Genomic DNA, 26,205 nt, shown 5'->3' on the forward strand with positions numbered 1-26,205 from the left:
GCAGTAAAGCGACTCTTTTACTGCCGTCAAATATCACATTCCATTCTGGAGAACGGACGGGAACTCAGATACCAGCCACATATCTGACTCTTCAAACATTTCTTCAAGCATGCGGTTCAGCTTTTCACGATCACTTTTGCTGGCGTTGCTGTTTAAGGCGTTCGCCTGCATCGGCTTAACCTTCACTTCTGCGTCAGGGAAAATCTGGTGCACCCGTTTCGTCAGTTCTGCCAGAATAATCTCTCTGGCGCCTACCAAACCATCAACATTACGCTTGTCATAGACCAGCTCAACGAACATAAAGACCTCCGGAAACGACTGTATTTTTAAAGAGAATTTATACTGGTTATTTATACAGTGTCAACGGTTAGGTATATAGCATTTCAGAAGAGAGCTATGGGGCATGGGTGGGGCATAAAGTTACCGCGAAACGACGTTAGTACATTGCACATGACAAATCGTATCGCGGCAACATAGCAGAAGTTACCGCACATCAATCCAACATCAAGCCACTTCATTAAAAGACTTAATAGTCTCCAGATGAAGATCGCCTGAAGTACCGGATTTCCGAGGAAAGGGATCAGGGTAATGACGTCATGGCTGCTTAACGAGCTGCCGATCCCCAGCATGATCCCGCAAAAAGAGAGAAGCGCCACGGGCAGCATAAAGGTTTTACCCAGTTGCTGGAAAAACTCCCACAGCGATATTTTTTGTGCTGCTTTCGTCGTCATAAAACGACTCCTTAAATGGTAGAAAGAGATTTAACGACCTCGATGGGGCGAGAAGATAAAACGTTTTATCAAACTTTAGTGCGCGCTAAATCACATTCTCAGGCTTTTACTGGTAGTATAAAGATAACGTATTGATAAAACGTTTTAGCGATCTCATTATCAAGGAGTCACGCCACCACATGGCTGTAGCGAAAAAGATCACCATCAACGATGTCGCGCTGGCGGCGGGGGTTTCCGTCAGCACCGTTTCGCTGGTATTGAGCGGGAAGGGGCGCATCTCTCCTGCAACGGGTCAGCGCGTCAACGAGGCCGTTGAGCAGTTAGGCTTTGTGCGTAATCGCCAGGCGTCGGCGCTGCGCGGTGGGCAAAGCGGGGTGATAGGGCTGATCGTTCGCGACCTCGCGTCGCCGTTTTATGCGGAACTGACCGCCGGGCTTACCGAGGCGCTTGAAGCGCAGGGGCGAATGGTTTTCCTGCTCCACGGTGGGCGCGAACCGGAGCAACTGCTCTCCAGGCTGGATATGCTGCTGACGCAAGGGGTGGATGGGGTGATCGTGGCCGGCGCGTCCGGCGTGGGCAGTGAATTGTGTGAGCGCGCGGCGCAGAAAGGCGTACCGCTGGTGTTTGCGTCGCGCGCCAGCTATCTCGACGAAGCCGATACCCTTCGGCCGGATAACATGCAGGCCGCGCAAATGCTGACCGAGCATCTTATTCATCGCGGCCATCAGCGCATCGCCTGGCTCGGCGGTAAAAGCTCGTCCCTGACGCGTGCCGAGCGGGTGGGCGGTTACTGCTCCACGCTCATCAAATACGGCCTGCCGTTTCACAGCGAATGGGTGGTGGAGTGTGAATCCAGCCAGAAAAAAGCCGCAGAAGCCATCGGCACGTTGCTCCGCAACAGCCCGACCATCAGCGCGGTGATTTGCTATAACGACGTCATTGCGATGGGGGCGTGGTTCGGTTTGATCCGCGCAGGACGCCAGAGTGGTGAGGGCGGGGTAGAAACGTTCTTCGGCCATCAGGTGGCGCTGGGGGCGTTTGCGGATGTCGGTGAAAATGCGTTAGACGATCTCCCCATCGTCTGGGCGACGACGCCGGCTCGTGAAATGGGGTACACCCTGGCAGACAGGATCATGCAGCGCATTGAAAATACGGACGTGCAGGCCGGGCATCAGATAGTGGCTGCGCGGTTAGTGACGGTGAAGTAAACGCTTTGCTTGCACGGGCCTACAACGGCTCAGGATCGTAGCCCGGGCAAGCGTCAGCGCCACCCGGCAATAAAAAACCCCTCATGCGAGGGGTTTTTCGTTTACTGCTGCGGTACTGCTGGCGGCGCTGCCGGTTCAGCCGGTTCCGGCATGCCCAGCGTCGGCATACCAAACATACCGACAAACTCTTCCAGCGGCATTTTGTCGCCGTTGAGCGTCACCTGACCATTAGCATATTGCAGGCTGGTGGAAATGGTGTTGTCTTCCACCTTCGTGATGCGGAACATCTGGCCCATCGCCGCCAGGCCTTTCACCTGTTGGTTCGCCAGTTTGCCTGCATCTTCTTCACCATACCCTTCAAGTTTCGCAATCTGGGTCATGAACTCGGTTGCCATATCCATCGGGATGGTCAGCTTGCTGTCGAGCGATTTCACGCTGCGGTCAACTTCCTGCGCCAGGGTCTGCGGTTCGCCGGTCGCGGCGGCCGGATCCTTCAGGAACAGCGACAGGTTGAAGTTGGTTTCGCCTTTGCCGTTTTTCCAGCTCAGTGGCGCAACGGTAATCACCGGCTCGCCCTTCAGCAGGATCGGCAGGTTATTAAACAGCACCGTCATCGCCTGTTGCTGGTACGCCTGCGGGTTCTGTTGCAGGGCGGCATCGGTCAGCAGAGCCTGGCTCTCTTTGCTGTATTTCTGACTGAATTCGTGCCACGCCTGGCCGTCAATGTTGCCGATTTTCAGCGACAGCTTACCGGTACCCAGATCCTGATTCTGTACTTTCAGGCTTTTCAGGCTGTAATCCAGCTGGGTATTGATGCTTTTACCGTCTTTGGACACGTCCGACTTGCCGTCCAGATCCATGCCTTCCAGCACCGCCATCTCTTTGCCTTCGATCGCAATGGCAATCTTATCGAGGCTCAGTTTCTGGTCGCCGATACGCTCATCAAAATCGGTCATACGGCTATTGCCGCTGGCTTTCAGATTGTTGAAGGTAAGCTGCACCTTCTGGTTATATTCATTGACTGAATTCACCAGGCCGCTGGCGGCATCGCCGGTCAGGGAGACATTCTTGCCGTCGCGATCGGCATCAAGCTGGAAATTACCGCCGCTGAAAGCGACTTTATCGGTGCCTTGTTCGTAATTCAGGGCTTTCAGGTCGATGTCGGAATGCGTATCACCGGCATAGCTGATGCGGGTATTGATCTCAAACGGCGACTCATTTTTCGCCATATCGAAGATCGGCTTCGTCACCTCGTTATTCACCAGTACGGTCCTGGCGGATGCCATAGAGGGGATCAGGTTAAACTTTTTCAACTGCGCCAACGGGAACGGACCGTGGCTGACCACTTCATCCAGCACCACGCTCTGGCCCGGTTTCAGCCAGGCGTTCTGATTACCCGCAACCGGCTTCACCACCACCTGCATATGGCTGGTAAACACGCCACGCTGGTAGTTCTGGTAGCTCAGCTCCAGACCTGCTTCAGGCGCGCTGCGCTTAATCTCGCTGTTTGCCTGCGCCATCATCTCTGCCAGACGGCTTTCCAGCTGTTTCCCGGTATACCAGGATGCACCCGTCCAGATCACGCCTAAAGCAACAATCACTCCTACCGCTACGACCGATTTTTTCATTGCGATTATCCCTAAAATGAAACCAGGCGGTTAAAACCGCCTGGTGTTACAACGCCTGTTACTAGCTTAGCAAGAGTTGTTAAAAAATTCAGTAAGTCCCTAAAGCTTATTAAAAACACGCGCCAGGCGACCGGTGCCGCTCACCCGGACAGGCGACTCGTTTGCCGCGACAAAGGCGGATTCACCCGGTTTAAGCACCAGACGCTCGCTATCTTTGTGCAACGTCGCTTCGCCTTCCACACAGAACAGGATCGCGGCGCTCTCCTGTGCAATGGCGGTTTCGTCTGCGCTGAGGTCGTGCAGCGAGAAGGCAAAATCGTCAACCGGAATCGGGAAGTCCAGCTCTGCGCCGTTTTTCACCGGCTGCGTAAGCAGCTCCGCAGCAGGTTTCGCCACGAACTTCACGTTGGCAACCAGCTCAGGGATGTCGATGTATTTTGGCGTCAGGCCCGCGCGCAGTACGTTATCGGAGTTAGCCATCACCTCCAGCGCCACGCCGTTCAGGTAGGCGTGCGGTGTTTCAGCGAACAGGAACATCGCTTCGCCCGGGTTGAGCTTCACCACGTTCAGCAGCAGCGGAGAGAAAAGGCCGCTGTCGTCCGGATAAAACGCGGAAATTACGCGAATGGTGTCCCATGGCTCACCCTGCTGGCTGTTCAGCGCGGCTTTCAGCACCGCCAGCGCGTGGGATTTTTCCTCGCCCTGCATATTCAGCAGGCTGGCAAACAGTTCGCTCAAGGCCTCTGCGTTCGGGTTTTCCAGGAAGTGGGCGATCGCGTTGTGAGCCCCGGCGACCGGTTGCAGCAGGGAGATGATCTCGGAAAACTCGCGGAAGGCATTCATCGCCAGGAAAGGGGTAAGGGCGAAAACCAGTTCCGGCTTGTGGTTAGGATCTTTGTAGTTACGCTCTGCGGCGTCTAACGGAATACCGGCGGCATTTTCTTTGGCAAAGCCCAGCTCAGAGGCTTTTTTGTTCGGGTGGACCTGAATAGAGAGCGGCTGGTCGGCGCACAATACCTTGAACAGAAACGGCAGCTCACCAAAACGATTCGCCACTTTATCGCCGAGCAGTGCGGCTTTGTCGGCGTCGATGACGTCACGCAGGCTGCGAACCTGGCCGCTGGCATCTTCAATTTTTGAGCTGCTCTTCGGGTGCGCGCCCATCCACAGCTCTGCCATCGGCAGGTTGTCCGGGTTGGCGATACCGTAGAGATCCGTTAACGCAGTTTTACTTCCCCAGGCGTAGTTTTGCACTGAGTTGATGAGTTTTTGCATTATCAAGCCCTGATTCATATGTGGAATTAACTCCGCGTATTAAAGCAATAAACCGAATGGAAGTAACCTGCGGATGTAAAAAGTCGTACTAGTCTCAGTTTTTGTTAAAAAATTGTGTAGGATAAGCTGACTCGCTTTTAAGCCGGGCAGCGGAACATCTGCCCTGAATAAACAGACCGAAGCAGTAAGTGAGAGAACAATGTCGAATAAACCCTTCCATTATCAGGATCCTTTCCCCCTCAGTCAGGATCAGACCGAGTATTACCTGTTAACCCGCGATTACGTTTCTGTCTCTGAGTTTGAAGGGCAGGAGATCCTCAAAGTTGACCCGCAGGCGCTGACGCTGCTGGCGCAGCAAGCCTTCCACGATGCTTCCTTTATGCTCCGTCCGGCGCATCAGCAGCAGGTTGCCGATATTCTGAGCGACCCGGAAGCCAGCGAGAACGACAAATACGTCGCGCTGCAATTCCTGCGTAACTCTGATATCGCGGCGAAAGGTATTCTGCCGACCTGCCAGGACACCGGCACGGCGATTATCACCGGTAAAAAAGGCCAGCGCGTCTGGACCGGCGGCGGTGACGAAGCGGCGCTGGCGCGCGGCGTTTACAACACCTACACCGAAGACAACCTGCGCTATTCGCAAAACGCGGCGCTGGATATGTATAAAGAGGTGAACACCGGCACCAACCTGCCTGCGCAGATTGACCTCTACAGCGTCGACGGTGACGAGTACAAATTCCTCTGCATCGCCAAAGGCGGCGGTTCAGCCAACAAAACCTATCTTTACCAGGAAACCAAAGCGCTGCTTACCCCGGGCAAGCTGAAGAATTATCTGGTCGAGAAGATGCGCACCCTCGGCACCGCGGCCTGCCCGCCGTACCATATCGCGTTTGTGATTGGCGGTACGTCTGCTGAAAGCACGCTGAAAACCGTTAAGCTGGCCTCAACCAAATACTACGATGGCCTGCCAACGGAAGGTAACGAACATGGTCAGGCGTTCCGGGACGTGCAGCTTGAGCAGGAACTGCTGGCCGAAGCGCAGAATCTGGGCCTGGGCGCGCAGTTTGGCGGCAAATACTTCGCGCATGACATTCGCGTGATCCGCCTGCCGCGCCACGGTGCTTCCTGTCCGGTGGGGATGGGCGTTTCCTGTTCAGCGGACCGTAACATCAAAGCTAAGATCAACCGCGACGGCATCTGGATCGAAAAGCTGGAGAACAACCCGGGCAAATACATCCCTGAAGAACTGCGTAAAGCGGGCGAGGGGGAAGCGGTTCGCGTTGACCTGAATCGTCCGATGAAAGAGATCCTCGCGCAGCTTTCGCAGTATCCGGTTTCAACGCGCCTTTCCCTGAACGGGACGATTATCGTGGGCCGCGACATCGCCCATGCGAAGCTGAAAGAGCGCTTGGACAACGGCGAAGGGCTGCCGCAGTACATTAAAGATCACCCGATCTACTACGCTGGCCCGGCAAAAACGCCTGATGGATATGCTTCCGGCTCGTTAGGCCCAACCACGGCGGGCCGTATGGACTCCTACGTCGACCAGTTGCAGGCCAACGGCGGCAGCATGATCATGCTGGCGAAAGGCAACCGCAGCCAGCAGGTGACGGACGCGTGCCACAAGCATGGCGGCTTCTACCTCGGCAGCATCGGTGGCCCGGCGGCGGTGCTGGCGCAGGGCAGTATCAAGAGCCTGGAGTGCGTGGAGTACCCGGAACTGGGTATGGAAGCGATCTGGAAAATTGAAGTGGAAGACTTCCCTGCGTTCATCCTCGTGGATGACAAAGGTAACGACTTCTTCAAACAGATCCAGTCTTCCCAGTGTTCGGCGTGTGTGAAGTAAGTCTGTAAATTGCCGGGTGGCGCTGACGCTTACCCGGCCTGCATTCTCGCAGGTCGGGTAAGGCGCAGCCGCCACCCGACATCAAAAAGAGCGCACAAAGCGCCATAACGTTTCTCAGAAGTCATCAATACTTATCTCTTAAGCATGTGAGCAATCCCATCTTTGTTATCAAGGAGTAAGTAATGACAATGCATCGCCGCGAGAAAGACTCCATGGGCGCCATCGACGTCCCGGCCGACAAGCTATGGGGCGCACAAACCCAGTGTTCGCTGGATCATTTCCGCATTTCTACAGAGAAAATGCCCGTCTCGCTAATCCAGGCGCTGGCGTTGACCAAACGCGCTGCCGCCAAAGTCAATCAGGATCTGGGCCTGCTGGATGCCGATAAAGCCACCGCCATCATCAATGCCGCCGACGAAGTGCTGGCGGGCAAACATCCCGACGAATTCCCCCTTGCCATCTGGCAGACCGGCTCAGGCACCCAGAGCAACATGAACATGAACGAGGTGCTGGCGAACCGTGCAAGCGAGCTGCTTGGCGGCGTGCGCGGCATGGAGCGCAAGATCCACCCGAACGATGACGTGAACAAAAGCCAGAGTTCCAACGACGTGTTCCCGACGGCCATGCACGTGGCGGCCGTCATCGCTATCCGCGAGCAGCTTATCCCGCAGCTCAACGTGCTTAAATCTACGCTTAACGAGAAAGCGCAGGCCTTCCGCGACATCGTTAAAATTGGTCGTACGCACCTTCAGGACGCCACACCGCTGACGCTCGGCCAGGAGATCTCCGGCTGGGTGGCAATGCTGGAGCACAACCTTAAGCATATCGACAATAGCCTGCCGCATCTGGCGGAGCTGGCGCTCGGCGGGACGGCGGTAGGCACTGGCTTAAACACCCATCCCGAGTACGCGGTGCGCGTGGCCGAAGAGCTGGCGAAGATCACCGGGCAGCCGTTTGTTACCGCGCCGAATAAATTCGAAGCGCTGGCGACCTGTGATGCCCTGGTGCATACCCATGGCGCGCTGAAAGGGCTGGCGGCCTCGCTGATGAAAATTGCCAACGATGTGCGCTGGCTGGCCTCCGGCCCGCGCTGCGGCATCGGCGAAATCAGCATTCCGGAAAACGAGCCGGGCAGCTCCATTATGCCGGGTAAAGTGAACCCGACTCAGTGCGAAGCCATGACCATGCTGTGCTGTCAGGTGATGGGTAATGACGTGGCGGTTAACATGGGCGGCGCGTCGGGTAACTTCGAGCTTAACGTCTATCGCCCGATGGTGATCCACAACGTACTGCAATCGATTCGTCTGCTGGCCGATGGCATGGAGAGCTTTAACGAGCACTGCGCGGTGGGCATTGAGCCTAATCGCGAGCGAATCAGCCAGCTGCTGAATGAGTCTCTGATGCTGGTAACGGCGCTGAATACCCATATTGGTTATGACAAAGCGGCCGAAATCGCTAAAAAAGCGCACAAAGAGGGGCTTACCCTGAAAGCCTCTGCGCTGGCGCTGGGCTACCTGACGGACGCCGAGTTTGATGCCTGGGTCCGCCCGGAAGCGATGGTGGGCAGCCTCAGGTAATCACTGCGCCACATACAGGTGCAGCCGCGGAATAATCAGCTGTAGCGGCTGCGCCTGGGGTTTATAGCGATGCTGAACGTTTTCAGCATCGTAGTTCAGCAGTTCCCCGATATCCGGCACCACCGCACCCTGATCGGCATCATAGAGCGCAATCAGCGGCGTCGGGCAGGCGTATTGCACCTGCTTTTGTTGCCCGGCGTACCAGACGCGGGCGATAGGCTGCACCTTCACCGGACGCTTTATTTTAAGACGGGTATCAGCTGGCAGGGAGGCAATGCTGTGGTATTCCTGCTCCAGCCGTTCAATCCACTGTTCCCGCGACCACGGGGCGACCGTTCGCGGCGATTTCAGGCTTTTCTCCAGCTGAGCCAGGATCTCATCGCGCGTGAAATTTTTAATGATGTGCTTGTTGGCCCAGCCGAAGCGCAGCGTGGCGGGGTGGCGCAGTACCGTCAGCGTGCGGTAAGCATTCAGGGTGATCAGCCCCGGAAGCTGGCGATGCACCCATTCAAAACGGGCAGCCGGCGCCAGCCCGGACTCAACGGTTACAATCTTCTCGAAGGCGGCTTTCAGGGTATTGATATGCGTAATCTGCGCCTCAATTCCTTCACGCGTTGCGGCATCCGTTTGCAGACAGATGACGCCGGGCAGGCGAACGGCGGCCTTACTGCTGCGATTTTCGGACTGCTGCTGGATGAAAAGGCGACGATAGTGCTGCAACGTCAGTTCCAGCGCTGCCTTGCCAATATGCTGCGTCACCTCAATGGTGTTCAGCGGGTCGTGCTCGGCGCCTTTCGCTACCTCGGGCAGGGAAAAGACGCGGGCGGCCAGCAGTCGGCAGTCCTGAAGTTGCCCCGTCAGGGTCAGTAACGCCTGCTCTATTTCCCGAAATGTGGTGTTAAGCCTTTCAATGAGATCGTAAGTTGCCATGGTAGCCCCTAATTAGTTACAACATACTACTGATATAGCACAACACGCCGGGTCAGGCCAGCGTGCGGTTTAGGTCAGGCAGGTACGGGAAGGGGAATATTGTGATAGATCGGCCAGCTAAAGACGAAACGGGCCCCACCCAGCTCGCTCGCTTCGCAGCGAACCGTACCACCCATCGCCTGGGCAATAGAACGGACAATAGCCAGCCCCAGACCACAGCCGCCGGTAGCCCGATCGCGGCTGGGATCGAGGCGCACAAACGGCTCGAAAACTTTTTCACGCTCCGCCGGCTCAATGCCGGGGCCATCGTCTTCTACACACAGAATCGCCTGGCTTCCCTGCAAATCTAAACCTATGCGCAGCGTCGTTTCGCTGTAGCGCATGGCGTTGTTCATCAGATTATCCAGCACGCGTTCCATCAGGCGCATGTCCAGTGCGCCGTACGCGCCGGGGGTAATGGCTGCCAGCAGTTTTCGCTGAGGGTTAACGCTCTGCACATCGTTAATATGCGTCTGTAGCCAGACGGGGAGATCCGGTGTACTGAGGTGCAACTCCGTCTGAGGCCGATCGAGGCGGGCATAGGTCAGCAGCTCTTCAATCAGCGCTTCAAGCTGGCCAATATCCCGATTGAGCGCCTGCGATTCCGCCCCGGTGAGGTTCTCGCTCATCTCCAGGCGATAACGTAGGCGTACCAGCGGCGTGCGCAGTTCATGCGCAATGCCGTCGATCAGCTGCTTCTTGCTGGCAATCAGGGCGTTGATATTATCGGCCATCTGGTTGAAGGCAATACCGAGACGGTCAAAACTGGAACCGCTGTCGAAATGGATGCGTTCAGTTAAATGACCCTCGCCAAAACGCTGTGCGGCGGATTCCAGTTTCAGCATGTCCTGCCAGTGCGGTCGCATCCAGATGAACACAGGGAAAGCGAGCGAGATGGCAATAAAGCCCAGCAGGGCGAGATCCAGCAGGCGCATCTGGTGCAGGTAATAGAGATAGGGCACCGGCCCGACGGCAAGGACATAATGGCTGCGTGGAATACGCTGAATGAAGGTATATTTCTCGTCCAGTGCGACGATGTCTCCGTCGCGCAGACGCTGCATCGCAGGCGGCGCCAAATCAAAATCCTTCATGGGTTCGATACGCAGATCAAACGACAGATTCAGATCCAGCTCTTTTAACGTGCGCGCCCAGTCATGAGGAGGAATTTCTCGCAGCTCGCTACGCATCAGGTAGAGCGAGCTTTTCATCAGATCGTCCAGGGATTGCCTGCCCGCGCGCTCTGCGGTGAATTTGTAGACCAGCCCGACCAGCATGGTCATCACCAGAAAGCAGACAAACAGCAGGAGATAAAACTGCACAAACAGCTTTTTCATTGGATAGCACCGCTAAATCAATCAATTAAGAACCTGGCTTTACTTCGTCAGCCCTGCGTGGACAACCATATCACCACAGGAGCGAAGAAGGTTGATGATACACTTTCTTCGAAAACAGAGGGAGCAAAGTGAATAGCACGATTATGCGGAATAGTTACATTTAAAGAGCAATGTTGTAAAAAAGCCTGCATTAAGCAGGCAATAATAATGATGGAGAGTATTTTTTATCATTCTGAGTGAAATAAATGCTGTGTTATAAACCGGACGCGTGTCAGAAAATATTATAAATATTGTTTGGCAACATCAGATATGTCCTGAGAGGTAAGTTCTCTGTCTGAAGCAACATAGAGAGAATCATGATCGCCGGTCAACGATGGAAAGCTTGCAGTCATGATCTGAAGATTAATTTCTTCGCCATTCGGATAAGTCTGGCGTACAGACGTTATGCCCTTAAGCACGATAATGACTTTGCTGGGATTGGCATTAAAAAAAACGATCACCTTTTTCATATATCACTCTGCATCTCTTTGTGATTGGGCAAGGTATGAATGTTCCAGAAGTGAGACTACCTTCCATTTTTTGCGCGCTTTGGGAAATAAAAGCAAGCAATATCCTGCCTTAACGTGTATGGTGGCACTCCTTTTCATTCAGGAGCAGCCTATGTCGGGACGTAAAAACTCGCAACTCCGTCGCAATTATTTAGTCAAATGTTCATGTCCAAACTGCGCTAAAGAGTCAGAGCACAGTTTCACTCGCATACAAAAGGGGGCCCAACTTGTCTGTCCCTACTGTAGCGCTTTGTTTAAATCCTCCCAGCGTCTCTGAAGAAATACGTATACAATAAGTGGAAGAGATGATGCTTTTGAGATCGCCTGACCTCATTAACAAGGCCCGGTCTGGTCAGGGAAAACTATCATCGTTATCGCAGGTCCTTGTTAATATCATTTATCGCAAAGCGTTACATTCGCAGCAGCAGGGCCTTTATCGCCGCTTACGATGATAAATTCGACTTTCTGACCTTCAAAAAGTGTTTTGAAGTTCTCTCCCTGAAGGGCAGAGAAATGCACGAAAACATCTTTGCTGCCATCTACAGGGGAGATAAAACCAAAGCCTTTATCTTCCTTAAACCACTTAACCAGACCTAAAATTTTTGATGACATAAAGACCCCATTTGAACATTTTCGAAGTGATAGAAAAGCTAATAAACATATAATGCTAAGGTATGGACTCAAAAGGAGGGGATATCAGCGATAGCGCCTGGTTATGAGAATTGTCATGCAAGGTGTCAAACTATTATTGGATCGGACTAACGAGACCATTAATGCACGGGCAGGGTTAATTAGCAATTTTTATTTTGGCCTTCCGGATGGCTTTCTTAAAAGTGCACGATAAAAATTAATTTCGTACACGAAGCCAGAGTTGCCAGGCGTGACTACAGCCCAAATGTCCCTACAGGAGCATTTGGGCTGTAGTCACGGAGATTTATCCGGACAAAGGCAGCGCAGCAGAAATATTAATTATCATGAACTCAATATTTCCGATTTTCGCTAATGTCTGGATTTACCTGTGCTGACAATCAGTGGGTTGGTGGCAAACCCATGCGGGCATTTCCGCGCGTTGCAATGCACCGCGTATGTGCATATCTCCTCTTGCTGGTTTCGATTGTATGGGCAGGCCATCTTGTTTTTAATTTCACTCCACAACATTTCGTTGTAAGGGGATATGTTGTATATCGATATAGGCTTGAAAACACCATTAATGAAGACGCCATTTTTTGTCGGATATATCCTGTCGCCGGGGTACAAATAGACATCGCTTTCATACCAAATGATGAGTTTCAAGAACTTGAGTCCCAAGATGCTTGAATAAACGATTCCCGTGTTAGGACAAATTACCGAGCTAATGACTCTCCATGACATTGCTATACCTCTTTCATTAAATAATTGAGAGAGTATAAGGTTTAGCATGAGAATTAGATTTCTGCAAACGCGTAAGCCATTGAAAAAGATCGATATTATTTATATGGTTGCCATTATCCCCTTTGTTTTCATAAGGATAAGATAATGATTAAGTCAATTGTAAAGATTATTTTTAGCTCAATGTGCATTTAAGTGACGGATTTTTGATCGATGATAGTGCCCGATCTGCTGAATATATATTGTACTATAGCAATCAAATACATTAGGACTACTTTTGTTTAGGCGAAAAATGCCCATCAAAATAGAACTGGAGAGAGGAAGCAGACCAGGGGATATTTCATAACTGACGATGCATATAATCGATAACTTTCGACGAATACCGATAACAATTCCGATGCATCGTGAGTTATTTTTCGAATATTCCTGTTTGCACCTTTTTCAGGTTTCCCAGGCGTGCGGTGCAAACAGATAGCCCTTATTGCGTACGGTTTTAATGCGGTAAGGTTCCGTGGCGTTATCCAGCAGTTTTTTACGCAGACGCGAAATCGCCACATCAACGCTACGATCCATTCCGTCGTAACTTACGCCGCGCAGATTTTTCAGCAATGCATCCCGGTCCATAATTTGCCCGGCATGGGTTGCCAGCTCCCACAGCAGGTCAAAATCTGCGGTTGAGAGCGCAATCAACTCTCCGGAAAGCATAACCTGTCGGTTGACCGGATCGATAGAAAGCGTGCCGAAGCGCATCGCTTTATGCGGCGTTAAAGACGGGGCAGGCGCTTCACGCTCAGCGCTGGCACGCTGACGCAGATGCAGGCGCAAACGGGCAAGCAGAACCGCCGGCGGCGTGGTTTTCAGGATGTAGTCATTCGCACCCATCTCAAGCGACAGAATATGGTTCATATCGCTGTCGAGAGAGGTCAGCAGCACGATCGGGCCGTCCCACTTCGTGCGCAGATCCCGGCAGAGCGTCATACCATCTTTCCCGGGCAGCATGATGTCCAGCAACACCAGGTCCGGATTTTCGCGGGTGACGACGTCTTCAGCGCGATCGCCACGAGGCTCGACAACCACTTCCATATCATGTTTACCCAGATAAGCGGCGATCAATTGTCCCACTTCGGGTTCATCTTCAACATAAACAATCTTATTCATACAACGTCTGTCATCGCGAAAAACGTCAACATACACCGCGCAACCTTAACCTTCCATTAATCTTTCAAAATTAGCCGGAGTTCCGTTATCCTGCACGGGAATGTTATTTGATTGTTAAGGGAAAAGAATGGGGCTGGTGATAAAAGCCGCGCTGGGTGCGCTGGTCGTGCTGCTGATTGGGGTGCTGGCTAAAACGAAGAACTACTACATTGCCGGGCTGATCCCGTTGTTTCCCACCTTTGCGCTAATCGCGCATTATATTGTGGCCTCTGAGCGGGGTATTGAGGCGCTGCGCGCCACCATTGTGTTCGGGATGTGGTCGATCATCCCGTATTTTATCTATCTGCTGTCGCTGTGGTACTTCACCGGTTTTCTGCATTTGCCCCTGGCGCTGGGCGGGGCGGTGGTCTGCTGGAGCCTCAGCGCCTGGGTGCTCATCTTCTTCTGGAGCCGCTTTCACTAGCGCAGCGGGCGGCCACCGTCCACGGCAAACGTTCGGCCCGTGACGTAACAGCTGGTCAGCAGATAATCGACCAGGTCGATCACCTCTTTCTCGCCGGGCGCAATTTTCATCAACGACTTGTTGAGCGCCTGCTGACGATACTCGGCATCATCGCCTTCGTTAAATAAAATCATCGCCGGAGCAATCGCGTTGACCTTTACCTCGGGCGCCAGCTTGCGCGCGAACGAGCGGGTCATATTATCCAGCGCGGCTTTGCTGGCGGCGTAGGCGATGTGTTTGTCGCTTCCTCGCTCTACCACGTAATCGGTGAAATGGATAATGTCGCCTGCGGCATGGCCGTGTCCGCGCAGCAGATCCTGTAGGGCGTGGTTGAGCAGATAAGGCGCATTAACGTGGATCTGCATCATGCAGGCGAGCGTTTCGCTGAGCGAATGTCCTGCTTTTTCGGGAAGCCAGGTACTGGCGTTGTGAATAACCGCCCGCAGCCCGTGGGTGGTCGATTTCACTTTGTCCGCGAAGGCGAGAATACCTTCATCCGTGGAGAAATCCGCCTGAATGCAGACTGCTCCGGCATTTCGTAGCCCTTCAATGGAGGGATATTCCGTGCGGTAACTGACGATAACCGGATGGCGAAGGTTGAGAAAGTGATGGGCGAGGGCGAGGCCGATGCGACGGCCTGCGCCAGTGATCAATATTGGGCGTTGCTGCGTGTGTCCCATCGTAATCTCCTTTTCAGTTCAACAATGGGACAGGCGACGCTATCCCATTAACATCCACGTTGCCGGTACGGCAGCGACTAACAGCAAACCTATCAACGCCATTTCGCGGCGCTTAAGGGCATTATCAAGCTGATGCGTACGGCGAGCGTAGATAAACACCAGCAGGCCTGGGGCGTAGAGCACCACGGACAGCAGCAGATGCATCGGGCCGGAAGCATACAACAACCATAGACCGTAAATACAGGCGCCGACGCCTACCGCATAGTGTGCCGGGCGGGTCGCAATTTTTAACAGATATGCGCCCACTAAGAAATAGGGTACCAGAATCATCTCGGAGGCGATGGTCAGCAGCGTGTTATAGTCCGATCCTGTGAGCCAGATCAGCACCAGACAGACCTGCACGCTGATGTTGGTCAGCCACAGAGAGGCCGATGGCGCACTGTTTTTGTTCTGACGGGCAAACAGGCGCGGGAACGCTTTATGCGTGGCGGCCAGGAACGGGACTTCCGCTGCCATAATGGTCCAGCTCAGATAGGCGCCGCAAACGGAGACAATCAGACCCGCTGCGATAATCACGTCCCCCCAGGGACCCAACATTTTCACCATCAGCCCGGCCATGGACGGGTTACGCATTTCCGCCAGTTCAGGGCGGGCCACCACGCCGAGCGACAGCAGCGTCACCAGCAAATAAACGCCCAGCGCCGCCAGTACGGCCAGCAGCGTGGCGCGTCCCACGTCGCGCTTGTTACGCGCGCGGGCAGAGACCACGACGGCACCTTCAACGCCGATGAACACCCACAGGGTGATCAGCATGGTATTTTTCACCTGTTCCCAGACGGGAACGCCCAGCGCAATGCCGCTGAAATCGAGCGTAAAGACATCGAGACGGAAGGCGAGGAAGGCCAGCACGACGAACAGGCCAAGCGGCACCAGCTTGGCCAGCGTCGCCACCAGGTTAATGCTGGCCGCGGTCTGGACGCCGCGCAAAATCAGCCAGTGAACAATCCACAGCAGCACCGAGGCGCCGACGATAGACTGCCAGGTATTGCCGTCGCCAAACAGGCGCAGTTCGGGCGTGTCGGTAAAGAAGCTGAGCGCCGAGAAGACGATAACCAGATAGGAGACGTTGGCGATCACCGCGCACAGCCAGTAACCCCAGGCGGAGCAGAAGCCGATCAGCTCGCCGAAACCTTCCCGGGCGTAAGTGAATATTCCGCCGTCCAGATCCGGTCGGATACGGGTCAGCAGCAGCATGGCGAACGCCAGCAGCAAAATCCCGACACCGGTAATGCCCCAGCCAATCAGTAATGCGGCCGGGCTGGCGACGGCCGCCATGTTCTGCGGCAAACTGAATACGCCCGCGCCCAGCATTGAGCTCAATACAAGTGCAGTTAAAGCACTCAGGCCAAGTTTCTTTTCCATTGGCTTCCTGTTATGAAAAGTCCAAATCCAGAATAATTATTTCGCTAAGGCGCATAAAAATGGTGGATCACGCTAAGGCGCGGGATTTTACGGAGTGTGAAGGATGCATGCAATGACGTGTGGCAGAAATCAGAAAAAAAGTAACAAAAAAGGCGGCACTGCGCCGCCTTTATGAAACCGTTTTGTTACTTGTACAGATCGGCGCTGATGGTCAGGTTGTTACCACGTTCCTGCCACTGGCGGGTGATGTGGTAATACTTCGCGCCTTTCTTCGCAGCACGCTTCGCCACCTGATAGGAGATTTCCGTCATGTTGCCATAGTTGCCCGTAAACTTGATGCTGTCGAACGGCACCATCTGCGCGGCAGTGGCTTTGTTCAGCTCTTCAATTTTCGTGCCGTCTGGTAACGTAACGGTATAACGACCGCCTTTAGTGGATTGGGTTTCAAAGAAACGACCCACTTCAGCGCTTGGTGCCGCAGACGTTGCTACGCCCGGGATTTCCACTTTCTTCGCTTCTTCACCGCCTTTCGCTAACGCGGCACGACCCGCATCTGAATCCGCTGGAATGGCATCCGGGCTTTGCACGACGCGTTTTTTCGCATCTTGCTTATAGATGAAGGCGGTAATGCGCTGGTTTCCGCCCTGGTTGGCATCAACCTGACGCACGATATAGAACGCGTAAGCGCCTTTTTCTCTCGCGGCTTTGGTGATGGCATCGTTAACTTCAGGCTGGCTGCGGTAGAAGCCCTGAACGGTCACGGTGTCATACGGTTCCAGCTGAACAGCCTGATCTTTCGGCAGTTCAACAATGCCGTTAATCACGCGGTTTTTCTGTTCATCTGCTTTTGGGGCATTCTCTTTGTACAGCGCAATCGTCACGCGCTGGTTGCCGCTGTTGCCCTGATCGGACTGGTCAACAACGTAAAACGAGGCAGCGCCGTTTTTATCGGCGGCTTTTGATGCAGCGGCGACGGCATCGCCAATTGAGTTATAGCGACCCACAATGACCGTATGGTCAAAAGGTTTTAACGCTGCCGCTTGCTCCGGCGTCAACTCTGTCGCGGCATTCGCAGACAGGGCGGTCGCGGAAAGAAGTGCGGACGCCAGGAGTGTGTTCTTAAGCTTCATAAAAATAATCCTTCGCCTTGCGCAAACCATGTACTGGTGTTGTTGTTAATTTGAGACGGTCCCGATTATGGCATTTAACACCCGTCGCTGTCTGCGGCATTTTTCACAGCCTGTGCTCACCAAAGGACCTGATTCGATAACATTTTGTGATATGTGGAAAAAACAGGCGTTTCACAAGCAAAACTGATTAAGCATATGACTTTTACAAGTTAATTTAATGTTAATGAGTTGTTCTTTTATGGCGCTATATCATGTTTTTACCGCTTCGCTTGCGCGATTTATCGGTCCTGAAGGCGAATTTAAGGTAAATATCTCTGTCAGTGACCCCGATCGCTTATTTTTCACAGATAAAGTAAGAAATAGTGTTTTCTGGCGGTAGATCACGGGCGCTATTTTCAGTAGGTTATAGAAAGTTTGTTACTGTTTTATTTTCCGGGGTTAATCATTCTCCGTCGTTATCTCGATGGTGAAAATTGATACAAACCGCGGGCAATTATCGACAAACCATCATCAAAAACCGATGGAAGGGAAAACTATGCGTATTGGGGTACCAAAAGAACGGTTAGCCAATGAAACCCGCGTAGCGGCAACACCAAAAACGGTGGAGCAACTGCTTAAACTGGGTTTTACCGTCGCGATTGAAAGCGGCGCGGGCAAACTGGCGAGTTTCGATGACGAGGTCTTTACTCAGGCTGGCGCGGACGTAGTGGACGGTGCTGAGGTCTGGCAATCACCCATCATTCTGAAGGTCAACGCACCGGAAGAGAGTGAAATTGAACTGTTGAACGCGGGCACGACGCTGGTGAGCTTTGTCTGGCCAGCCCAAAACCCGGAGCTGATGGAGAAGCTGGCAGCACGCGGTGTCACCGTGATGGCGATGGACTCCGTGCCGCGTATTTCGCGCGCGCAGTCTCTGGATGCGCTGAGCTCCATGGCGAACATTGCCGGCTATCGCGCCATTGTCGAAGCTGCGCATGAGTTTGGTCGCTTCTTTACCGGTCAGATTACGGCGGCAGGTAAAGTACCACCCGCGAAGGTGATGGTGATTGGTGCCGGTGTGGCAGGTCTTGCCGCTATCGGGGCCGCAAACAGCCTGGGCGCTATTGTTCGCGCGTTTGATACCCGGCCGGAAGTGAAGGAGCAGGTGCAGAGTATGGGCGCCGAATTCCTTGAGCTGGACTTCAAGGAAGAAGCGGGCAGCGGTGATGGTTACGCGAAGGTCATGTCTGAAGCCTTTATTAAGGCGGAAATGGCGCTCTTTGCGGCGCAGGCAAAAGAGGTGGACATCATTGTCACCACCGCGCTTATTCCGGGTAAACCGGCGCCGAAGCTGATCACCCGTGAGATGGTGGATTCCATGCAGCCGGGCAGCGTTATTGTCGATCTGGCGGCGCAAAACGGCGGTAACTGTGAGTATACCGTGCCAAACCAGGTCACGACGACCGCGAACGGCGTGAAGGTGATCGGTTATACCGACCTGCCAGGGCGTCTGCCAACCCAGTCCTCTCAGCTGTACGGCACGAACCTCGTTAACCTGCTGAAGCTGCTCTGCAAAGAGAAAGACGGCAACATTACCGTTGATTTTGATGATGTAGTGGTGCGTGGCGTTACCGTGGTGCGTGAAGGGGAAATCACCTGGCCTGCACCGCCGATTCAGGTTTCCGCTCAGCCTCAGGCTGCGCCGAAAGCGGTGCCAGAGCCCGCGGAGCCCGCAAAACCTGCGTCGCCGTGGCGCAAGTACGCCATCATGGCGCTGGTCATTATCCTGTTTGGCTGGCTGGCGGACGTCGCGCCAAAAGAGTTCCTTGGCCACTTCACCGTCTTCGCGCTCTCCTGCGTGGTGGGTTACTACGTCGTGTGGAACGTCTCCCATGCGCTGCATACCCCGCTGATGTCGGTCACCAATGCCATCTCCGGGATTATCGTGGTCGGGGCATTGCTGCAAATTGGTCATGGCGGCTGGATCAGCTTCCTGAGCTTCATCGCAGTGCTGATCGCCAGTATCAATATTTTCGGTGGTTTCACCGTGACTCAGCGCATGCTGAAAATGTTTCGTAAAGGCTAAGGGGTAGCATATGTCTGGAGGATTAGTTACAGCCGCATACATTGTTGCTGCAATCCTGTTTATTTTCAGTCTGGCGGGGCTTTCCAAACACGAAACGTCTCAGCAGGGAAATAACTTTGGTATCGCCGGGATGGCGATTGCGCTGATTGCCACCATCTTTGGGCCGGACACCGGCAACGTGGCGTGGATCCTGGTGGCGATGATCATCGGCGGCGCGATTGGTATTCGTCTGGCGAAACGCGTTGAAATGACCGAGATGCCGGAGCTGGTTGCCATTCTGCACAGCTTCGTGGGTCTGGCGGCGGTGCTGGTGGGCTTCAACAGCTACCTGTACCACGAACCGGGCCTGGAGCCGATTCTGGTGAACATCCACCTGACGGAAGTGTTCCTCGGCATCTTCATCGGTGCGGTAACCTTCACCGGGTCGATTGTGGCGTTCGGCAAGCTGCGCGGGAAGATCTCTTCCAAACCGCTGATGCTGCCTAACCGCCATAAGCTGAACCTGGCGGCGCTGGTCGTTTCCTTTGTGCTGCTGGTGGTCTTCGTGCGTACCGAAAGCGTAGGCTTGCAGGTGCTGGCGTTACTGGTGATGACCATCATCGCGCTGGCCTTCGGCTGGCATCTGGTGGCGTCTATCGGCGGGGCAGATATGCCGGTGGTGGTTTCCATGCTGAACTCCTACTCCGGTTGGGCGGCGGCGGCGGCAGGCTTTATGCTGAGCAACGACCTGCTGATTGTCACCGGTGCGCTGGTCGGTTCTTCCGGTGCGATCCTGTCTTACATCATGTGTAAGGCGATGAACCGTTCGTTTATCAGCGTCATCGCGGGTGGCTTCGGTTCTGACGGCTCATCAACCGGTTCTGATGAGGAAGTGGGTGAACACCGTGAAATCAGCGCGGAAGACACCGCAGAGATGCTGAAAAACTTGCATTCCGTCATCATCACCCCAGGCTATGGCATGGCGGTGGCGCAGGCGCAGTACCCGGTGGCGGAAATCACCGAGAAACTCCGCGCGCGCGGCATCAAGGTTCGCTTTGGTATTCACCCGGTGGCGGGGCGTCTGCCAGGCCACATGAACGTGCTGCTGGCGGAAGCGAAGGTGCCTTACGACATCGTGCTGGAAATGGACGAGATCAACGATGATTTCGCCGACACCGACACCGTGCTGGTGATTGGCGCCAACGACACTGTTAACCCGGCGGCGCAGGACGACCCGCGTAGTCCGATTGCGGGTATGCCTGTTCTGGAAGTGTGGAAGGCGCAGAACGTCATTGTCTTCAAACGCTCTATGAACACCGGCTATGCTGGCGTGCAGAACCCGCTGTTCTTTAAAGATAACACCCACATGCTGTTTGGCGACGCCAAGGCCAGCGTGGATGCGATCCTGAAAGCGCTGTAATTGCGCTTCATCCTGAAAAACCGCCCCCTGGGGCGGTTTTCTTATTTCTGCGGCCAGCTTTTCTCCTCTGTCTATACTTTACCCTTTGTGTAATACGAGGAGGTGTAATGCGATTTTTGTCCCGCTTCGACATCATCGAGCTGATGATGACGCCATCTTTCTGGATCGGCGTCGCCACGGTGGTCTTTGTGACTCTGCTGGTGTACTGGCTGCTGACGCGCCTGATCGCCTTCGTTAAGAAAGGGATCACCACCTGGGGCGACAAGCACCCCAGCACCAACCGGATGCGCTTTATCCTGACGGATATGCTTAACCGCACCAGCCGCGTCCTGCTTTTTATCGTGGCACTGTTATTCAGCCTGCGTTTCGTCGACTTACCGGATCATCTCTTTGGTACCGTGAGCCACGCCTGGTTCCTGGTCTTCGCTATCCAGGTGGCGCTGTGGATGGATCAGGGGGTGGTGTCGTGGCTTCGTCACGTCATGCTGGCGCCGGGAAGCCATAAAAACCCGGTGACGCTGGTGATCACGGGGCTTATCCTCCGTGCCATTGTCTGGTCAGTGATGCTGCTGTCTATTCTTGCTAACGCGGGCGTCAACATCACTGCTCTGGTTGCCAGCCTTGGGGTAGGGGGTATTGCAATCGCCCTCGCGGTGCAAACGATCCTGAGCGACGTATTTGCATCGCTTTCCATCGGTTTTGATAAGCCGTTCGAAATCGGCGATTTTGTGGTGTTTAACGATGTCGCCGGGACGGTAGAGCACATTGGCCTGAAAACCACCCGTATCCGCAGCCTGAGCGGGGAGCAGATTGTCTGCGGGAACGCCATCCTGCTGCAACAGACGCTGCATAACTACAAGCGGATGCAAACGCGCCGGATTGTTTTTACTTTCGGGGTCGCCAGCGACACGGCGCCGGAAAAACTGCGTTCAGTGGGTGAGATGGTCAAACAGATCATTACCGACGTCGGGGAAACGAAGTTTGACCGCGCCCATTTCCTGGGCTTCGATCGCGATCGCCTGACCTTCGAGGTGGTCCATATTGTTAATACGGCGGACTACAACAAGTACATGGATATTCAGCAGGAGATCAATATTCGTATTCTGGAGGGGCTGAACCAGCAGGAGATCAAGCTGGCGCTGCCGAGCATGGTTCTGCACGCGCCCTGGATGAATGCCGGCGACGAGGCACCGACGCAGCGGTTGAGCGAAGCGCAATAAAAAAAGCCCGCCGTTACCGGCGGGCTTTCATTTTGGGGTCAATCGTCTTCCTCATCGTCCAGCTCAACCGGCGTCTGATACTGATCCGGTTTGATGACCAGAAGATCGCAGCGCAGATGGTCGATCACCTGCTCGGCGGTATTTCCCAGGAACGCGGCAGAAATACCGGTCCGGCCAATGGTGCCCAGAACCACAATCCCGGCCTGCAAATGCTCCGCCAGATCCGGAATAACCTCTTCCGGTAACCCTTTTTCTACGTGCGTCATATTCTCATCGATACTGAATTTCTGGCGCAGCGCTTTCATGGCCAGCAGATGCTGACCGCGAATCGCGTCGTTATACACGCTCGGGTCAAATTCAGGCAGCTCGATGGCGATATTGATTGGCGTAACCGGATAGGCGCCCACCAGATGGACTTCGGTGTGGTTAACCTGGTCGGCAAGCTGAAGCGTCTCCTTCACCAGCTTCTCGTTCAGCGAATTGTGATAATCCTCTTCGCTGGCCAGATTCACCGCCACGACGGCTTTCCCGCCCTCAGGCCACGGCTGATCTTTCACCATCCATACCGGGCAAGGGCATTTGCGCAGCAGATGCCAGTCGGTCGGGGTGAAAATCACGGATTCCAGTTTGTCATGCTGGTGCGCCATTTTCAGCAGCAGGTCATGCCCACCGGCCACCACTTCCTGAATAATGGCTTCGAAAGGTCGGTTGTGCCAGACCACTTTGATATCAATCGGTACGCCCGCTTCCAGGTAATATTTCGCCTGCTCGCGGATCCACGCGGTACGCTGGCTGATCACTCCCTGACGCATAGCGGTGCGCTCGTCAGGCGACAGAAGGGTGGTCATCTCGTATGAGAAGTCATAAATCGGCAAAAAGGCTTTAATTTTGCCACCAATCCGTTGATGTAAATACACAGCACGTCGTAATGCCGGCTGATCGTCCTGATTAGGATCGATAGCTACCAGCATGTTTTGATACTTTGCCATACAGGTCTCCTTACTACTGTCACCACAGTCTGTAAGTAAAAGAGTAACCTATATATCTTGAATGAAACAGGGGGGAAGTTTTTGCCAGATCAATAATCATGAAAATTTATCGACCTGGCATAAGATATCCGGGAGAGTTATGCCACGTTACGTGAGTGACCCGCCAGAATGGCCAGCGCCTCACCGTTTTCGATGGTGATGTACTTACCTTTAACCGCCAGCATTCCGCTCTTCTGGAAGCGACCCAGCAGACGGCTGATGGTTTCCACGGTCAGGCCCAGATAGTTACCAATATCGCCGCGCGTCATGGTCAGACGGAATTCACGCGGGGAGAAGCCACGCTCCGCGAAACGGCGGGAGAGGTTATAGATAAAGGCGGCCAGACGCTCTTCGGCATTCTTTTTGGAAAGCAGCAGGATCATATCCTGATCGCCTTTAATCTCACCGCTCATCAGACGCATCATCTGCTGACGCAGGTTCGGCATCTTACCGGACAGATCGTCCAGCGTCTCAAACGGAATTTCGCAGACCATAGAGGTTTCCAGCGCCTGAGCAAAGCTCGGGTGATGGCCACTGCCGATGGCGTCAAAGCCGACTAAATCGCCTGCCAGATGGAAGCCGGTGATCTGCTCGTCGCCCTGTTCGGTAATGGTGTAGCTTTTGATGGTGCCAGAACGGATAGCATAGAGCGATTTCAGTTCGTCTCCCGCCTTAAACAGCGTCTGCCCTTTCTGAATAGGCTTTTTGCGCTCGATGATATTGTCAAGCTGATCGAGTTCATGCTCATTCAGAGTAAACGGGATACAGAGCTGGCTGATGCTGCAATCCTGGCAATGGATAGCACAACCGCCAGACTGAATGCGTCGTATAATTCGCTTTTCCGGGATCATAGGTTTGCTCAAGCCTTAATTGATATTGGTCAATTTTAACATCTTTTTGGTAAGGACGTAAGTCTGGCAAACCTCCAATAAAGACAAGAGACGGCAGCGTGTTGCCATCTCCTTGAAATTCCACAGAATGATTAAGGATTATGAACCTAACAGGAAGAAAATTAAGCACAAAAAGCCTGGGAATTACAGCAGAAAATACCCTTCGTGACGCAGCAGCCACTCTTTGCGCTGTACGCCCCCGGCATAGCCGGTGAGGGTGCCGTTGCGCCCGATCACGCGATGGCAAGGCACCACAATGCTGACGGGGTTAGAGCCATTTGCCGCACCGACCGCGCGCGCCGCGCCGGCACGGCCAAGCTGTTCTGCCAGCTGACCGTAGTGCATCACCTGCCCGCAGGGAATATTACGCAGCGCCTGCCACACCTCGCGCTGGAAAGGGGTGCCCGCCGTGGCGGTTGGCAGGGTATTAATAATGCTGAGATCGCCCTCGAAGTAGGCCGTCAGCTTATCGCTCAGCCCGCCAGGATTACGGGCAGTAATACGCTCGTAACCCTCGGCGCGATAATGGATGTTGAGCAGCTCTACCATCCGGTCGCTGTGCTCTTCCCATTCAACCGCGCGCAGATTGAACGCTTCATCCGCGATAACCCACAGCGGCCCCAGCGGCGTCGCAATCTTATCTTCGAGTAATCTCAGCATCAGTACTCCTTAGTTCAGCCTCGGGTAAACACCCGGTCCAATCGGCAGGCCGACAAGATACCACGCCACCAGCATCACCAGCCATACCCCTAAGAAGATAAGCGGATAGGGCAGAACCAGCGAATAGTAGGTACCCAGCTTAGCCTCCGGCCTGTAGCGTTGCAGGAAGCCTAAAACAGCGGAACGAAGGGTGACACGGGCGCCAGCGGGATCACCGAGGAATCGGCGACACGGAACAGGATCTGGGCGAACGCAGGATGGAAGCCGAGCATCATAAACATGGGGACAAAGATGGGCGCCAGAATCGACCAGATGGCCGACCCGCTGGCAATAAACATGCACAGCAGGGACGACAGCAGCGCCAGGCCGACAAACGCCGGAACACCGCTCAACCCCGCCGCCTCCAGCGCGTCCGTCAGGCTCACGGCCATAAACTTGCCCATGTTGCTCCAGTTAAACATGGCGACAAACTGCGCCAGCGGGAACACCATCACGATAAAACCCGCCATCTCCTTCATCGGCTCGATCATCAGGTGCGGCAGATCTCCCTGACGGCGGATTTTGCCGGTGGCGATGCCGAACGCGAGCGAAACGACGAAGAAGAAGAGAATTATCAGCGGCACAATGCCCTGAATAAACGGCGAGGGCAGTACGGTGTGTTTGATCGGATCGCGCAGCACGCCATTCTCCGGCACCACCATCAGCGCCACCACCGCAATGAACGCCAGCGAGACGATCCCGGCTACGCGCAGGCCGAACTGCTGCTCTTTGCTCAGCGTCTCCAGCTTTTCATCGCTCCGGCCTTCCCATTTACCCAGGCGCGGCTCAATGATCTTATCGGTAATCAGCCCCCCGACAATTGTCAGGACAATCACCGAACTGGCCATAAAGTACCAGTTGTCGATCACGCTGACGTGCATAGTCGCATCGATGGTGCTGGCTGCCTCTGTGCTGATGCCGGAGAGCAGCACATCGGTGGTCACGATCAGCAGGTTAGCGGTAAACCCACAGCCGACGCCCGCAATCGCCGACAGCAGGCCCGCAACAGGATGACGGCCAACGGCGAGGAAAATCAGCGCCCCCATCGGCGGCATGATCACCAGCGCCGCGTCGGACGAGATATGGCTGAAGAAGGCAATAAACAGCACCATATAGCTGGCATAACGCGCGCTGACGTGCGAGGCCATTTTCACCATCAGCGCAGGTAGCAGACCCACGCGTTCGGCCAGTCCCGCGCCTAACACCAGCGCCAGGATGGCGCCCAGCGGCGCAAAACCGCTGAAGTTTTTAATCACGTTCGGCAAAAACCAGTGCAACCCTTCAACGCTGAGCAGGTTTTTCACTGCCACCATGCTGCCGTCGGCCGGGCTGCGCACGCTCACCTCAAAGGCGGACAGCACGGCCGTCGCGGCCATCAGGATGACAATTAAATAGATAAAAAGCAGGAAAGGGTGCGGCACTTTATTGCCGATCCTTTCAACCCAGCCATAGAGCTTACCGGATGGGGAATGCGAAGGTATGGAAGACATACTCATGGGCGTTCCTCGGGACTGTTGTTGTGTTGTGT

23 protein-coding genes and 2 pseudogenes are annotated in these 26,205 nt (G+C 54.3%); 8 read left to right on the plus strand and 17 right to left on the minus strand.

Features of this window, described 5'->3' with window-relative positions; genetic code table 11:
- Positions 1-33: 33 nt before the first annotated feature.
- Positions 34-300 carry a DinI family protein gene (locus tag ACNQ0W_RS17775; RefSeq protein WP_063613879.1) on the minus strand — a complete coding sequence of 89 codons (267 nt, stop codon included), beginning with the start codon at positions 298-300 and terminating at the stop codon, positions 34-36.
- A 236-nt stretch (positions 301-536) separates the two neighbouring features.
- Positions 537-731, minus strand: a pseudogene (locus ACNQ0W_RS17780) (PTS sugar transporter subunit IIBC); the annotation flags it as partial.
- Between the two features lie 179 nt (positions 732-910).
- Here ACNQ0W_RS17780 and ACNQ0W_RS17785 point away from each other — a divergent pair.
- Positions 911-1,939 (plus strand): Mal regulon transcriptional regulator MalI, encoded by a 1,029-nt coding sequence (locus tag ACNQ0W_RS17785; protein WP_022647925.1) that lies wholly within the window; start codon positions 911-913, stop codon positions 1,937-1,939.
- Between the two features lie 101 nt (positions 1,940-2,040).
- Here ACNQ0W_RS17785 and ACNQ0W_RS17790 read toward each other — a convergent pair whose 3' ends face one another.
- Both ACNQ0W_RS17790 and manA read right to left on the minus strand, forming a co-directional pair.
- Positions 2,041-3,567 carry a YdgA family protein gene (locus ACNQ0W_RS17790; protein ID WP_047051873.1) on the minus strand — a complete coding sequence of 509 codons (1,527 nt, stop codon included), beginning with the start codon at positions 3,565-3,567 and terminating at the stop codon, positions 2,041-2,043.
- Positions 3,568-3,666: 99 nt separating this feature from the next.
- Positions 3,667-4,842: a mannose-6-phosphate isomerase gene (gene manA / locus ACNQ0W_RS17795; RefSeq protein ID WP_003857564.1), complete on the minus strand. Its 1,176-nt coding sequence runs from the start codon at positions 4,840-4,842 to the stop codon at positions 3,667-3,669.
- A 199-nt stretch (positions 4,843-5,041) separates the two neighbouring features.
- Between manA and fumA the strand changes: the two genes are divergently transcribed.
- Both fumA and fumC read left to right on the plus strand, forming a co-directional pair.
- Positions 5,042-6,688, plus strand: a complete 1,647-nt coding sequence (gene fumA / locus ACNQ0W_RS17800; protein ID WP_015570656.1) for a class I fumarate hydratase FumA — start codon at positions 5,042-5,044, stop codon at positions 6,686-6,688.
- A 182-nt stretch (positions 6,689-6,870) separates the two neighbouring features.
- A complete protein-coding gene (gene fumC / locus ACNQ0W_RS17805) occupies positions 6,871-8,265 on the plus strand; it encodes a class II fumarate hydratase (protein WP_116329886.1) in 1,395 nt (464 codons plus the stop codon).
- On the opposite strand, the gene tus is transcribed toward fumC, so the two are convergent.
- The 3 genes from tus to ACNQ0W_RS17820 form a co-directional block, all read right to left on the minus strand.
- On the minus strand, positions 8,266-9,195 hold the full coding sequence (gene tus, locus ACNQ0W_RS17810) for a DNA replication terminus site-binding protein (protein WP_062932602.1): 930 nt from the start codon (positions 9,193-9,195) through the stop codon (positions 8,266-8,268).
- Between the two features lie 74 nt (positions 9,196-9,269).
- Positions 9,270-10,568, minus strand: a complete 1,299-nt coding sequence (gene rstB, locus ACNQ0W_RS17815; protein WP_039270888.1) for a two-component system sensor histidine kinase RstB — start codon at positions 10,566-10,568, stop codon at positions 9,270-9,272.
- Between the two features lie 281 nt (positions 10,569-10,849).
- Entirely contained in the window at positions 10,850-11,077 is a 228-nt protein-coding gene (locus ACNQ0W_RS17820) for a hypothetical protein (protein ID WP_006808923.1), read from the minus strand.
- A 151-nt stretch (positions 11,078-11,228) separates the two neighbouring features.
- Between ACNQ0W_RS17820 and ACNQ0W_RS17825 the strand changes: the two genes are divergently transcribed.
- Entirely contained in the window at positions 11,229-11,393 is a 165-nt protein-coding gene (locus ACNQ0W_RS17825) for a YnfU family zinc-binding protein (protein ID WP_213083756.1), read from the plus strand.
- A gap of 116 nt (positions 11,394-11,509) precedes the next feature.
- On the opposite strand, the gene ACNQ0W_RS17830 is transcribed toward ACNQ0W_RS17825, so the two are convergent.
- From ACNQ0W_RS17830 to rstA, 3 genes are all read right to left on the minus strand, one after another.
- Positions 11,510-11,728: a cold shock domain-containing protein gene (locus ACNQ0W_RS17830; RefSeq protein ID WP_017384577.1), complete on the minus strand. Its 219-nt coding sequence runs from the start codon at positions 11,726-11,728 to the stop codon at positions 11,510-11,512.
- 387 nt (positions 11,729-12,115) lie between these two features.
- Positions 12,116-12,535 carry an anti-adapter protein IraM gene (gene iraM, locus ACNQ0W_RS17835; protein ID WP_048981886.1) on the minus strand — a complete coding sequence of 140 codons (420 nt, stop codon included), beginning with the start codon at positions 12,533-12,535 and terminating at the stop codon, positions 12,116-12,118.
- A gap of 390 nt (positions 12,536-12,925) precedes the next feature.
- Positions 12,926-13,642, minus strand: coding sequence for a two-component system response regulator RstA (gene rstA, locus ACNQ0W_RS17840; RefSeq protein WP_062932603.1), 717 nt, complete (start codon positions 13,640-13,642; stop codon positions 12,926-12,928).
- A gap of 127 nt (positions 13,643-13,769) precedes the next feature.
- On the opposite strand from rstA, the gene ACNQ0W_RS17845 reads away from it, so the two are divergent.
- On the plus strand, positions 13,770-14,105 hold the full coding sequence (locus tag ACNQ0W_RS17845) for a GlpM family protein (RefSeq protein WP_417933222.1): 336 nt from the start codon (positions 13,770-13,772) through the stop codon (positions 14,103-14,105).
- Here the strand turns inward: ACNQ0W_RS17845 and folM are convergent.
- From folM to ydgH, 3 genes are all read right to left on the minus strand, one after another.
- A complete protein-coding gene (gene folM / locus ACNQ0W_RS17850) occupies positions 14,102-14,824 on the minus strand; it encodes a dihydromonapterin reductase (RefSeq protein ID WP_062932604.1) in 723 nt (240 codons plus the stop codon). The genes ACNQ0W_RS17845 and folM overlap by 4 nt on opposite strands.
- A gap of 39 nt (positions 14,825-14,863) precedes the next feature.
- On the minus strand, positions 14,864-16,246 hold the full coding sequence (locus ACNQ0W_RS17855; protein WP_003857548.1) for an amino acid permease: 1,383 nt from the start codon (positions 16,244-16,246) through the stop codon (positions 14,864-14,866).
- 185 nt (positions 16,247-16,431) lie between these two features.
- Positions 16,432-17,376, minus strand: coding sequence for a DUF1471 family protein YdgH (ydgH, locus tag ACNQ0W_RS17860; protein ID WP_000769339.1), 945 nt, complete (start codon positions 17,374-17,376; stop codon positions 16,432-16,434).
- 535 nt (positions 17,377-17,911) lie between these two features.
- Between ydgH and pntA the strand changes: the two genes are divergently transcribed.
- The 3 genes from pntA to ACNQ0W_RS17875 all read left to right on the plus strand — a co-directional run bounded on the left by pntA (position 17,912) and on the right by ACNQ0W_RS17875 (position 22,060).
- Positions 17,912-19,441, plus strand: coding sequence for a Re/Si-specific NAD(P)(+) transhydrogenase subunit alpha (pntA, locus tag ACNQ0W_RS17865; protein ID WP_062932605.1), 1,530 nt, complete (start codon positions 17,912-17,914; stop codon positions 19,439-19,441).
- Between the two features lie 10 nt (positions 19,442-19,451).
- The gene (pntB, locus tag ACNQ0W_RS17870) at positions 19,452-20,840 is read left to right on the plus strand and encodes a Re/Si-specific NAD(P)(+) transhydrogenase subunit beta (protein WP_417933223.1); all 1,389 of its coding nucleotides are present in this window, start codon (positions 19,452-19,454) and stop codon (positions 20,838-20,840) included.
- Between the two features lie 107 nt (positions 20,841-20,947).
- Positions 20,948-22,060 (plus strand): mechanosensitive ion channel family protein, encoded by a 1,113-nt coding sequence (locus tag ACNQ0W_RS17875; RefSeq protein WP_062932606.1) that lies wholly within the window; start codon positions 20,948-20,950, stop codon positions 22,058-22,060.
- A gap of 38 nt (positions 22,061-22,098) precedes the next feature.
- Here ACNQ0W_RS17875 and uspE read toward each other — a convergent pair whose 3' ends face one another.
- The 4 genes and pseudogenes from uspE to abgT form a co-directional block, all read right to left on the minus strand.
- Positions 22,099-23,049: a universal stress protein UspE gene (uspE, locus tag ACNQ0W_RS17880; RefSeq protein WP_003857535.1), complete on the minus strand. Its 951-nt coding sequence runs from the start codon at positions 23,047-23,049 to the stop codon at positions 22,099-22,101.
- Positions 23,050-23,186: 137 nt separating this feature from the next.
- Complete coding sequence (gene fnr, locus ACNQ0W_RS17885; protein WP_000611906.1) at positions 23,187-23,939, minus strand: fumarate/nitrate reduction transcriptional regulator Fnr; 753 nt, start codon at positions 23,937-23,939, stop codon at positions 23,187-23,189.
- Between the two features lie 183 nt (positions 23,940-24,122).
- Positions 24,123-24,638 (minus strand): methylated-DNA--[protein]-cysteine S-methyltransferase, encoded by a 516-nt coding sequence (gene ogt / locus ACNQ0W_RS17890; protein ID WP_015570643.1) that lies wholly within the window; start codon positions 24,636-24,638, stop codon positions 24,123-24,125.
- 9 nt (positions 24,639-24,647) lie between these two features.
- A pseudogene (gene abgT, locus ACNQ0W_RS17895) lies at positions 24,648-26,173 on the minus strand (p-aminobenzoyl-glutamate transporter).
- Positions 26,174-26,205 lie beyond the last annotated feature (32 nt).

Origin of the sequence: Enterobacter cloacae complex sp. 6730903, from assembly GCF_048283985.1 — a bacterium.
In the GTDB taxonomy this organism is placed as follows: Bacteria; Pseudomonadota; Gammaproteobacteria; order Enterobacterales; family Enterobacteriaceae; genus Enterobacter; species Enterobacter hormaechei_C.

What these genes read in the sequence shown, in the direction of transcription:
- ACNQ0W_RS17775 (WP_063613879.1), bottom strand. Translation starts at nt 300, where the DNA reads ATGTTCGTTGAGCTGGTCTATGACAAGCGTAATGTTGATGGTTTGGTA.
- ACNQ0W_RS17785 (WP_022647925.1), top strand. Translation starts at nt 911, where the DNA reads ATGGCTGTAGCGAAAAAGATCACCATCAACGATGTCGCGCTGGCGGCG.
- ACNQ0W_RS17790 (WP_047051873.1), bottom strand. Translation starts at nt 3,567, where the DNA reads ATGAAAAAATCGGTCGTAGCGGTAGGAGTGATTGTTGCTTTAGGCGTG.
- manA (WP_003857564.1), bottom strand. Translation starts at nt 4,842, where the DNA reads ATGCAAAAACTCATCAACTCAGTGCAAAACTACGCCTGGGGAAGTAAA.
- fumA (WP_015570656.1), top strand. Translation starts at nt 5,042, where the DNA reads ATGTCGAATAAACCCTTCCATTATCAGGATCCTTTCCCCCTCAGTCAG.
- fumC (WP_116329886.1), top strand. Translation starts at nt 6,871, where the DNA reads ATGACAATGCATCGCCGCGAGAAAGACTCCATGGGCGCCATCGACGTC.
- tus (WP_062932602.1), bottom strand. Translation starts at nt 9,195, where the DNA reads ATGGCAACTTACGATCTCATTGAAAGGCTTAACACCACATTTCGGGAA.
- rstB (WP_039270888.1), bottom strand. Translation starts at nt 10,568, where the DNA reads ATGAAAAAGCTGTTTGTGCAGTTTTATCTCCTGCTGTTTGTCTGCTTT.
- ACNQ0W_RS17820 (WP_006808923.1), bottom strand. Translation starts at nt 11,077, where the DNA reads ATGAAAAAGGTGATCGTTTTTTTTAATGCCAATCCCAGCAAAGTCATT.
- ACNQ0W_RS17825 (WP_213083756.1), top strand. Translation starts at nt 11,229, where the DNA reads ATGTCGGGACGTAAAAACTCGCAACTCCGTCGCAATTATTTAGTCAAA.
- ACNQ0W_RS17830 (WP_017384577.1), bottom strand. Translation starts at nt 11,728, where the DNA reads ATGTCATCAAAAATTTTAGGTCTGGTTAAGTGGTTTAAGGAAGATAAA.
- iraM (WP_048981886.1), bottom strand. Translation starts at nt 12,535, where the DNA reads ATGCTAAACCTTATACTCTCTCAATTATTTAATGAAAGAGGTATAGCA.
- rstA (WP_062932603.1), bottom strand. Translation starts at nt 13,642, where the DNA reads ATGAATAAGATTGTTTATGTTGAAGATGAACCCGAAGTGGGACAATTG.
- ACNQ0W_RS17845 (WP_417933222.1), top strand. Translation starts at nt 13,770, where the DNA reads ATGGGGCTGGTGATAAAAGCCGCGCTGGGTGCGCTGGTCGTGCTGCTG.
- folM (WP_062932604.1), bottom strand. Translation starts at nt 14,824, where the DNA reads ATGGGACACACGCAGCAACGCCCAATATTGATCACTGGCGCAGGCCGT.
- ACNQ0W_RS17855 (WP_003857548.1), bottom strand. Translation starts at nt 16,246, where the DNA reads ATGGAAAAGAAACTTGGCCTGAGTGCTTTAACTGCACTTGTATTGAGC.
- ydgH (WP_000769339.1), bottom strand. Translation starts at nt 17,376, where the DNA reads ATGAAGCTTAAGAACACACTCCTGGCGTCCGCACTTCTTTCCGCGACC.
- pntA (WP_062932605.1), top strand. Translation starts at nt 17,912, where the DNA reads ATGCGTATTGGGGTACCAAAAGAACGGTTAGCCAATGAAACCCGCGTA.
- pntB (WP_417933223.1), top strand. Translation starts at nt 19,452, where the DNA reads ATGTCTGGAGGATTAGTTACAGCCGCATACATTGTTGCTGCAATCCTG.
- ACNQ0W_RS17875 (WP_062932606.1), top strand. Translation starts at nt 20,948, where the DNA reads ATGCGATTTTTGTCCCGCTTCGACATCATCGAGCTGATGATGACGCCA.
- uspE (WP_003857535.1), bottom strand. Translation starts at nt 23,049, where the DNA reads ATGGCAAAGTATCAAAACATGCTGGTAGCTATCGATCCTAATCAGGAC.
- fnr (WP_000611906.1), bottom strand. Translation starts at nt 23,939, where the DNA reads ATGATCCCGGAAAAGCGAATTATACGACGCATTCAGTCTGGCGGTTGT.
- ogt (WP_015570643.1), bottom strand. Translation starts at nt 24,638, where the DNA reads ATGCTGAGATTACTCGAAGATAAGATTGCGACGCCGCTGGGGCCGCTG.